Annotated in this window: 12 protein-coding genes; 1 reads left to right on the forward strand and 11 read right to left on the reverse strand. The window is 58.9% G+C overall.

Going from position 1 to position 9,379, the window contains the following annotated elements; translation table 11 throughout:
• The coding region (locus P4U43_RS16625; protein WP_277359726.1) for a hypothetical protein at nucleotides 1-225 on the reverse strand (225 nt) is incomplete at its 3' end.
• A 1,257-nt stretch (nucleotides 226-1,482) separates the two neighbouring features.
• Here P4U43_RS16625 and P4U43_RS18130 point away from each other — a divergent pair.
• Nucleotides 1,483-1,941, forward strand: a complete 459-nt coding sequence (locus P4U43_RS18130; RefSeq protein ID WP_404800765.1) for a helix-turn-helix domain-containing protein — start codon at nucleotides 1,483-1,485, stop codon at nucleotides 1,939-1,941.
• A gap of 317 nt (nucleotides 1,942-2,258) precedes the next feature.
• On the opposite strand, the gene P4U43_RS16630 is transcribed toward P4U43_RS18130, so the two are convergent.
• From P4U43_RS16630 to P4U43_RS16675, 10 genes are all read right to left on the reverse strand, one after another.
• Nucleotides 2,259-2,555 carry a hypothetical protein gene (locus P4U43_RS16630; RefSeq protein ID WP_277359727.1) on the reverse strand — a complete coding sequence of 99 codons (297 nt, stop codon included), beginning with the start codon at nucleotides 2,553-2,555 and terminating at the stop codon, nucleotides 2,259-2,261.
• Nucleotides 2,552-3,208, reverse strand: coding sequence for a hypothetical protein (locus P4U43_RS16635; protein WP_277359728.1), 657 nt, complete (start codon nucleotides 3,206-3,208; stop codon nucleotides 2,552-2,554). Before P4U43_RS16635 ends, P4U43_RS16630 begins: the two co-directional genes overlap by 4 nt.
• A gap of 64 nt (nucleotides 3,209-3,272) precedes the next feature.
• Entirely contained in the window at nucleotides 3,273-4,115 is an 843-nt protein-coding gene (locus P4U43_RS16640) for a phage major capsid protein (RefSeq protein WP_277359729.1), read from the reverse strand.
• Nucleotides 4,116-4,225: 110 nt separating this feature from the next.
• Nucleotides 4,226-4,714, reverse strand: coding sequence for a hypothetical protein (locus tag P4U43_RS16645; protein WP_277359730.1), 489 nt, complete (start codon nucleotides 4,712-4,714; stop codon nucleotides 4,226-4,228).
• A gap of 3 nt (nucleotides 4,715-4,717) precedes the next feature.
• Complete coding sequence (locus tag P4U43_RS16650) at nucleotides 4,718-5,257, reverse strand: VG15 protein (RefSeq protein WP_277359731.1); 540 nt, start codon at nucleotides 5,255-5,257, stop codon at nucleotides 4,718-4,720.
• Complete coding sequence (locus tag P4U43_RS16655) at nucleotides 5,254-6,570, reverse strand: phage portal protein (RefSeq protein ID WP_277359732.1); 1,317 nt, start codon at nucleotides 6,568-6,570, stop codon at nucleotides 5,254-5,256. The genes P4U43_RS16650 and P4U43_RS16655 overlap by 4 nt, the downstream gene beginning before the upstream one ends.
• The gene (locus tag P4U43_RS16660) at nucleotides 6,567-8,027 is read right to left on the reverse strand and encodes a terminase large subunit domain-containing protein (protein ID WP_277359733.1); all 1,461 of its coding nucleotides are present in this window, start codon (nucleotides 8,025-8,027) and stop codon (nucleotides 6,567-6,569) included. Before P4U43_RS16660 ends, P4U43_RS16655 begins: the two co-directional genes overlap by 4 nt.
• A gap of 407 nt (nucleotides 8,028-8,434) precedes the next feature.
• On the reverse strand, nucleotides 8,435-8,713 hold the full coding sequence (locus tag P4U43_RS16665) for a hypothetical protein (RefSeq protein WP_277359734.1): 279 nt from the start codon (nucleotides 8,711-8,713) through the stop codon (nucleotides 8,435-8,437).
• A 78-nt stretch (nucleotides 8,714-8,791) separates the two neighbouring features.
• Nucleotides 8,792-8,938 carry a hypothetical protein gene (locus P4U43_RS16670; RefSeq protein WP_277359735.1) on the reverse strand — a complete coding sequence of 49 codons (147 nt, stop codon included), beginning with the start codon at nucleotides 8,936-8,938 and terminating at the stop codon, nucleotides 8,792-8,794.
• A gap of 41 nt (nucleotides 8,939-8,979) precedes the next feature.
• Nucleotides 8,980-9,379: hypothetical protein (locus tag P4U43_RS16675; protein WP_277359736.1), on the reverse strand; the 400-nt coding region annotated here is incomplete at its 5' end.

Consider the following 9,379-nt stretch of genomic DNA (forward strand, 5'->3'; position numbering starts at 1 on the left):
GAGGGTGAATCTGACGGGGCCGGGGAGGTTAGATGCGCTGAGGGCTTCCGTGAAGTCAGGGGCGGGGATCTGCACCGCTTCCGCTGCTCGCATTCGTGCCCTGCTGGTGAGGCGCTTCCATTCGTGCCATGTGAGCCAGGAGGCCGCTTGTGCGTAGTTGGCTGGAATCAGGGAGCCGCGTGTCTTGTTGTGCTGTGCTACGGGTTCCGTTATCGTAAGTGTCACGGTAATACCCTCCTAGTGGGGGTTACTAGCGCTTAGAGAGATAACTCCCGGTAGCGCATTCAATTGAGAAATATGAACAGACACTTCGCGGGTTCCATATGAGGATTGCAGCCTCGGGACCTGCGTTTTGTCGTGTCCTACCACAAGTTTAACAGGTCAGCACCACGCGCAGGTCATCGTATGTGTCGCGCTGTGGAGAACTGCTTTCATAGCCTTTGTCTGGCCGGGAATGTCCGCGACCAGGAACCCACTCTTCCTCTAGGCTGCTTTTCCTCTTGCACCGAGCCTGACGTAGGCCGCGAGTGTCCTAGTTCACCTGCCACCAACTCATGCGGGTCTGGAGCCTTCACAGTCAAAAGATGACCGTCGCTCCGCTCCTATCAATCTCTCCGCTAGCGCTACGAGATGGATGGCGATGAGAAAACCCTTTAAGGATTCGATTACGAGGGTTTGGTCTGTACCTCACCAGGGGATTCTGGGAGGTCGAAAGGTCGCCTTTGGTCTTTATCTTCTTAGGGTGACATTTTCGGCGTTTGTCTCACTATGTGGACACTTCTAGAGTCTTGCAACCGTAGGGATACGGGACACTCTGGCGAGACAGTTTGTTGCCCAGGGGTTCAAGTGCCGGCCTGTCTCGTATCCTTGTCTTCCAGCGTGGCAGTAGCTTCTGTGAGTGCCGGGAGGGTTCCGAGACAGCGCTTAGGATCGTTCCTGACGAACCGGGCACCGCAGAGGGAGGAACCGGGAGGTGGAGGGCAGGGGCTTGCCTGATCTTTCAATCAGGGCAAGCTGTGACTCCGCGTCGGTCGGACGGTCGGTATCGGTTGGGCCATTTCTGGCGCAGCTAGGCAGGGCGCATTACTTCCCCGCAACGGCGGCATGTGCGCGTGGCTCTGGCAGCGAGATCGGTGTGACACATACATGTCGCTACTTAAGGTCGTGGCGTTCCTTCGATTCCGGGGATTGCTCGCTCCGGTGATGGACCCTGACCACGCGCTCGACAATGGAACCGGCTCTAACCCGGTATGTGCGGCTGTGAACCGCTAGGTTTTTTGATTCGTCCACTGAGGGACACGCGGGACATCCTACCCGCGTGTTGCGTGACTACTCTTTGGCCTGAGTGCTACGCTTCATCTGAAGTTGTTTACTACAGACGCAATAATCCCCCGCCGGTTGGCCCTAGCGGGGGATTAGTCATTTAACGGGCGTGTCGCGTGGTGTACGGGCATCTGCCGGGGCCGGCTCTAGTGTGGGGACGTGAGTACTAACCGCCCCTCCTGGACGATTACAGAGGCCGCTACGCGCTGTGGTGTGAGTAAGTCCACTATTCGCCGCTATCGGGAAGACGGTAAGTTCCCGAACGCCTGGAAAGACTCGTCCAAGCCTCCGCAATGGCGCATTCCCCTTGAGGATCTTCTGGCGAACGGTCTAAAGCCTGTGGATACGGCTGAGGCACCCTCTGAGCAGGCCCTGAGTGCGCCCTCTGAGCGCGAACGTGAGCTAGAGGCACTACTAGCGGTTGAGCGTGCCAGGAGGGAAGCAGCCGAGCGTGTAGCTGATATGGCTCAGGCGTCCGTGGAGGATCTGAGAATGGCTCTACGCATGTTGGAGTCCGCGCCTGTGAGACAGGCTGAGCAAGTTCCTGAGGTGCCTCTGAGTCAATCCCCTGAGCAAGTCCCTGAGCAACCCGCTAAGCGGCGTTGGTGGCATTTCTGATTTGTCGCGTAAGGTGTGAAGCTCCAACGCAAACGGTCTAGGAAATATGGGGATCCAATGAATGACAGCATCGACATTATGAGCTTGACCATCCGTGAAGCTGCCGCACTCGCTGCCGAGCGTGGAGTCAGTCTGAGTAGCCTGCTGAACAACCTCTGAGTTAACGCAGAGAGCGCCCCGCCTGTTTCAGGTAGGGCGCTCTCTTTGTTTGTGGCGCTGGACGGTCACTGAGGGGAGATTCTTCCTCTCTCATCCATCATTCCGTGCTCCGGTCGAAAGGGTCTAAACCCCCGGCGGTGATGTTGACGCCTGAACCCTCAGACGTACCTGAGGGGAATCGTGAGGTGGTGAGTGCGCCCATTCCTACGCCTGATGAGCGCGGGGCCGTCAGAGTAGAACATGCGCCCATCCCACTTAATCCGCATGGTGTTTGAGTCCCATTCCTGGAGCTGGACTATTGCCCGTAGTTCCTCCAGTAGGTCAGTCCTGCCGGGTTCCTGCTGTAGCTCAGTGAGCTGATAGGAGACGTTGGCAGGGTGCGTAGAGCTGTAGCTGTAGGTAGTCGCGCCGGCTCCGTCGAGTGTCCAGACTTCTACCGTGTCTGTGAGCCTCACGCTGCACGCCGCCTGTAGAGGTTCAGGACGTGACGCTCAAGCAGGCTGAACCCGGTCAGGGTGGCGCCTGTCTCCGAGTAGTCGCCGGCTGAATACTGCCGGGATTGCTCAGCGTTCACGGTCCATCGAGTCGTAGCCGAGACGATGACAGCCCTCAGGTCAGCGTTAGGCTCACCCTCCAGGAAGCCGCGGCCTCGTGTGTACGAACGGACGAACACAGTCACCAGAGGCGCGTGTGTCTCCGCTAGTTTGATCGTGTCCAGGTCGCCGTCACGGTCGAGTGCCGCAGCGACTTCCTGAGCGATCGAACGGGTTACCGGCTCAGGCACTGGCTCCGGTTCCGGTTCAGGTTCCGGCTCTGGCTCTGGCTCTGGCTCTGGCTCTGGCGCGTTGGGGTCCACTACTGCCACCGTGACCGGGTAAGGATCTCCGATAGGTGAGTAGTAGGCGTCTACGGCTTTGACTTTGATAGTCCAGGTGCCGGCGGCTGTGGGCGTTCCGGTCAGTTTGGTGAAACTGGCCGTCAGCCCGGTAGGGAGTACTGAGCTGGTATCGAACTCCCAGCTTGTGCGCCCTGTAGGGTGCGTCAGCCCTGCCGCCGTTGCGAACTGTAGCGCGGTGTAGTCCACCGCTACGTTGATATTGAAGTCCATTTGCTACCTCCGTAAGTAAGGGCAGGTGGGAAGCAATTTCCCACCTGCCCAAACAGCCGATTAGTTAGACGGCGGGTACGGTCAGCGTGACGATAGCCTCAGGGTTCAGCGGCGCAGCATCGACGCGGTAAACCACGCGGATAGCCTGCTGATCGAAGTCACCGAAAGTCTGATCCAGGACGGTAACAGCCGGTGCAACATCGGTAGCTACGGCGATCTGTCCGAAGTCCACCAGAGCGGAACCGGCGATGCCGTTCTTGATGATGACCGGGATACCGAACAGGACGTAAGTGCCGGCCTGAGTGGGGTCAGGCTGGAGCAGGTAGCGGCCGTCCGTGTCCTTGAGCTTCCGCAGGCTGATGAACTCAGCGGAGGTCAGTACCCACTTGGAAGTGCCGAGGTTGGAGTTAGCGCCGAGAGCGAGGCCCTGAGCATCCATGAGGTTGTCCAGGGTCAGGTCAGCGGTAACCGCGAGGTTCTGCACGCCTTCGTAGGCGAACAGGCCGCGAGGTGTGGTGATGCCGTCGCCGGTAGCGCCGAACAGGTGAGCGTCTACGGCCTTAGCCACGTCCGAGACAAGGCGTTCACGGAGTGCGGACTCCAGAGCCACGACAGACTGACGCGCCAGCTCGTTGCTGAACTTGGTCATGGTCTTGAGTGACTTCATGGTGCTAGGCATGAGGGTTACCTCATCGAACAGCACGTCATCATCTGCGATCAGCTCGTTCGGGCCGTACCACTCAGGGACAGCGCCCGAGGTGATCTTAGGCAGGCGAACGGGGCCGGCGGTGGGGATGATGCGGGGGCCGGCTGCAAGGAACTGAGACGTTTCCTGGAGCGGCTGAATGAGCATGGTGTGTACGGTTTCCTGAATCAGTTCAGGGGAGTTAGCGGCGTCGAGAGCCATGATGCGTTTCCTTTGATAGGGCGGGAGTGATGAGTTGCTCTGAACCGCCAGGATTCACGCTCTAGCAATACCCTCCAGGGGTATCTACTAATGCAATCCTAGCATGTGTGCTATAAGCCAGCGTTTCGACGTAGGAGGCCGCTCAGGGAACCGCTGGACGGTGTAGCCGTTGCGCCCTGAGGAATGACGCCTGAGGGCTTCCGTGAGGCCAGATGGGGCTTAGCTGTCAGGAGCGCGTCTATGGCCGCTGAGAGGGCGTCAGGGTCATCTAGGAACGCCTCGTCATAGGGGAGGTCAGAGGCGTCCTGTAGGCGTCCTGACTTCTCGACCAGGGCGACGTGCAGGCGCTTGCCTAGTTCTTCCGTCTTAGCTGCACGCTGCCGGTATTTGGCCGATTCATCACGCAGCTTCTGGACGTAATCGAGAGGGAACGTCTTAGGTTCTTCCTCTGCCGGCTCAGGTGAAAGATTTCTTTCAGGTGCGTCATTTGGCGCAGGTGTTACCTCAGGTACCACCTTGGGGTCTTCGTGGGCGGTTACGGCTGGAGCGCCAGGAAGTACCTCTTCGGGCGTTCCATCGGCGGCGATCAGTTCAGACATTGCTTATCCTTTCGGTACGTTCTTGAATGTGGGGACGGGATGACACAGACACCCTTTATGGCGGTGCATAGATTGGCCTGCCGGATAGACAAAGCCGTCTTTGTAGAGCCACCGGCAAAGCTCACAGGCCCCGCTGTCTAGGCCGCGTGTGTAGCCCTCGATCTGCTTGTAGCCCTTCATGGCCTTCTGATAGCCGTTGCCCGCAGCCTCCATAACCTCCGCTGTAGCCAGCCGCCTAAGCTGCATAACCGTGTCCAGGTCAGAGGCCGCGATAGTCGCCACGGCTTTCTGGAGTCCGTCAGTGCTCGCTACGGTCTGGAGGCCCTGGAACGCTGGAACCGCCAGCCCTGCCTGCTGGAAGTAGCCGGCCAATGTCAGCTCTGAGATAGCGACTCCCTTAGCCTGTGCAGACACCAGGAGCCGAGTGGCCGTCACGCTGAACTCGTCAAAGCTCAGCGTTCCGGTCATGTGCTTAACCCAAAGGCCCTCGATGAGATTGGAGGTTTTCTCACCGAGGGCCGCTACGTTGGTTTCATAGGTCATACGAGACTGCTAAGGTCCGTTGCCGCCTTCTCCAGAGCCTCAGCACGGCGGCTGTCCATGATCTTCTTGATGCGCGTCGGGTCGTAGCCCAGCTCGTCAGCCAGCAACGTCTCCAGGGGGACGCCGATAGTCGAGAGCTTGAGCGCCGCGTCCGCTGCTTGTGCAGGCGTACGGGTCTCCGGGTTTGCCCAGACGGTCTCTACGTCCGCTTCATACGGGTCTACGCCGTCACGAACAGCCAGGATGAGAGCCGCGATCCAAGCGAAGTCGCCGCCCATCATCGAGATAGCCCTACGTGCGTGAGACACCAGAGACGCCTCAGAGGAACGGATAGCGTCAGCGCCCGGTGGCTGATCGTTGGGCAGGCCGAGGTAGTGAGCCGGCAGTGCCTTGATAGCTCCGATCTGCTGAATGAACAGTGAGGCCATTTCTCCGTAGCCCGACATGTCAGCCTGTGCGAACTGGCCGAACTTGCCGCCCTCAGCCTCATTCGTCCAGACACGCTTAGAGTCGTCGCCGTACGGGTTGATGGGGTTACCCTCGTCATCCTCGACAATCTCCATGCCGGTAGCCCAGCGCCGAGGCCGTGCATAGTCCTCAGAGGTCACCAGTGCATCCAGGAGGATCTTGTTGAGCGCGTCCGTGAGGTCGAGAATGCCGCTCATCTCGCTCACGCCGTCGAAGTCCAGGAGCCGGTCACGGTTCAGCACCTGACCAATCGGCGGGACACCGAGCGGGTTAGAGACGTACTGAAATTGCTTCCAGTCATGCTCTGCTACGTGGTCGATGTTTGAGGTCTTCGTCTCCGTCTTGTACGTGATGATTTCCTCAGCGCCGTAAACGGTGCAGTAGCCGTGACCCTCGTGGATCCACCGCTTCATGCCTACGGTCACTTCTCGAGTTGCAGGGTCACGTAGGACTGTCATCTGCCGGGGTGACTCGACCGTGATGCGGACACCGCGAGGGCCTGCCCAGACGATGACGTAGCCGCGCCCGTAAGCGAGTGCGTCACGGATTACCTCATGGGAACCCTCGACCATGCCGTTACGCCGCCAGAGCTGCCAGAGCGCCGTGTCAGGAGCGCTCTCAGGTCCACCGATACGAAAGCCGGTCAGGTTCAGCCGGTCAGCGAGAGACACCACTGCGAGCTTGGGATAGTTCACACAGACGGACTGGAGCCGGTCACCGAGGGCCTTCTTGGACTCAGGAGACAGGAACGCCGCGGCCTGCTCACCGCGCCAGTACTTGTCTAGCTTGTCCAGGCGTGGCTGCTCGTTGGTCAGCTTGTCGTGCAGTTCAGTTAGGGTGCTCAAAATGCGTACGCTCGTTTCTTCTTAGTCTTTGTGGAATGCCAAACAGCACGGTCAGCCGCAGCAATAGCCGCCACCGCCGCGTCAATCTTTCGGGGCGAATGTTTCTTGTCTTTGGACACAACCGCGCCCATTGTCGATTGAATGGCAACGCAATTAGAGAAATGCCGAGTTAATCGACTATCCCCGTCATGCGTAATTCCCTCAGTAGTGAGCAATTGATAGAGCCGATCAGTTGCCGGGGCCATTCTTACCCGGTGCGCTGTGTTGTATTCCAGCACCCGTTTTTCTCCGTGCTTCTTCTGCCATTGCTCAAGCTCCGAGCGCCAGCCCCAAGGGTCAGCGTTCAGCTCCACCACATCGAACTGACTGAAAGCCATATCTACGTGGTCGGTCACCTCTTGCCGTGGAACCCTCCAGTTCGGATCTCCAGGGTTCTCCCAGAGGCCAATGACGAACAGGTGAGGCTTTTCCTCGACCGTGCAGGCGATTAGCGCCGTGCTGTCACCAGAGGCCGAACCGTCAAAGCCGAGCGTCACGCGCTGCTTGTCAGGGACGATCTTCTGAGGGTCAGCCCTCGACTCAAACAGGCCGAACGGGAGCCATGAGTTAACGCCGGTTACCCACTGGCCTAGCCTGAGCTGACGCGCCGCAGGTTCACGTAGCGTCTTCATCACTGCTTCAATGCCGGCCTCAGTGAGGAACGGGTCTTTGCAAGCCAGTGCAGGGTTAGCGATCCTCCAGGCGTCACGGTCCATCACGTCGCAGCCCTCAGGAGCCGCATACTCCTTGAAGTAGAACTGAGGGTCTTCCCCAGCTCTCCCGTGCTGTACGAGACGCCACATGATCGACTCTTTATCTGCTGCCGGCGTCGAGATAGCCAGGGTCAGAGACTCAGGACGCTTACCCGCAGCGGACGTGACAGCTTCCCAAACAGCCTCAGTGACTACGTGCAGCTCGTCCACGATGAGCAACGATGGGTCATAGCCGTGAAGCGCTCCAGGCTCAGCCGGCAGAGGGATGAGTGAGGCGTCATTCTCAGGAAGATAGAGCCGGTCACTGAACACCTGAATACGCTCACTGAGCGCAGGGTTAAGCTCCACCATCCGCTTAGCTATCTTGTACGTGAGCATGGCCTGACGCTGGTCAGAGGCCACCACAAGCACCTCAGCGCTAGCCGGTCCAACGAACATCTCAGCAAGGGCCAGCATCGCCGCCAGCCCCGTCTTGCCTTGACCTCTCGGGCAGGAAACTAGGGCCTGTAGGACGCCAGGAGCGAACGCACCACGCACTATTTCCTGCTGGAAGTCCCTCAGTTTGACCGGTTTACCAGCGCCGACACCCTTAGGAATCACCAGATAGTCACGGATGAACCGCAGCCGCCGGCCTGCCCTGTCACGCGGATAACCCTTGAAACTAAGCGCTTCTGCCGTAATTGCTTTCTTCGGTCCTGCCGCCACGATTCACCTCCTATGTGTTACTAAAAGTCTGCCTCGCCTAAAGGGTCAGGAGCGGAGGGCGTTAACCCTTTAGGCGCAGGGTCATTTCCTATTTGTTTTACCGGGTCTTGCATTTCCTGCTTTGATATTACAATTCCCGCAAAGGACTTGAATATCCACTAATCGAATTGGTAAGCCTTTTGCTTTTCTTTCCCATGCAATAGGGAGGTGATCGGCTTGGAGGTCATTACGGGAGTTGCAGGCAGTGCACCAAGGCTGTAAGGCTCTTGCGCGTGCCGATAAGCGCGCCCATGCCGCGTCGTAGCCTCTCTCGACCGTGGAGCGTGTCTTAGGTGCCGGCTTGAGCTTGTGCTGGTCGCAGCGTGGGCCTTGAGCTATCTCTCCGCAGTCGATGCACGCCTGCCAGCTCATAGGACGAACACACTGCCCCTCTTGCGCTTGGCCTGTAGCGCTTTCAGTTCAGCCTCAACAGCGTCATAGTCGCTCTCCAGGCGTGCCACGTCATCCTCTAGGGAGACGCATGAGGCGGTGAGGTCAGCTATGGTCTGGGTCTGCTGGTCGATGATCCATTGCTTGATGTGGGCCTGACGCTTCCAGTACTTGTAGGCGCGTCCGTGCTCAGGTTGGTCAGGTGTGGTCTGCCCTAGTTCAGGGGTTCCCCATTTGGTGCGGTGTGTGTCGGTCACTGGTTGCTCCTGGGTACGACTGAGGCCCCGATCCAGTGATGGAGTCAGGGCCTCTTAGGTGTGTGGTGGTCGAAGGGTTCAGAGCGTCGAGAACCGGCTCAGGTTCTTTACTGCTGTCTCCCCGGTGGGATCTTTATAGATGCGTCCGGTGTAGAGCTGATTCTCTGGGCGGTTGTCTGCCATACGTTCCAGCTCGTGACAACGGCGCTTATAGAACTCAGCCATGCGCCGGTAGTACGTCACGACTTCCAGTTGTTCCGGGGTCATCAGAACGGTGCCGGTCCGGTCGAGTCCTGCATGGGGCCTGTGTCGTATTTGTCCCAGCGGGTATCTCGCATGGGTGCGTTGCCTGCCCAGAGCCAGAGGTCAGAGGTGCGTTTCTGCTCCATCGGGTAGTCATGCTTCGTGAGGAACCCTGACGCCTCAGCTTGCCGCCAGTGCCTCGCAATTGTTCGCTCATTCACGCCGAGCATGTTGGCGAGTGTGGCTTTGCTGATGGAGATATGACGGTCACGGCCTGAGAGGTCATGCATGACTGTGAGGGTGAATCTGACGGGGCCGGGGAGGTTAGATGCGCTGAGGGCTTCCGTGAAGTCAGGGGCGGGGATCTGCACCGCTTCCGCTGCTCGCATTCGTGCCCTGCTGGTGAGGCGCTTCCATTCGTGC

The organism is Arthrobacter vasquezii, assembly GCF_029455255.1.
Taxonomy (GTDB): Bacteria; Actinomycetota; Actinomycetes; order Actinomycetales; family Micrococcaceae; genus Arthrobacter_D; species Arthrobacter_D parietis.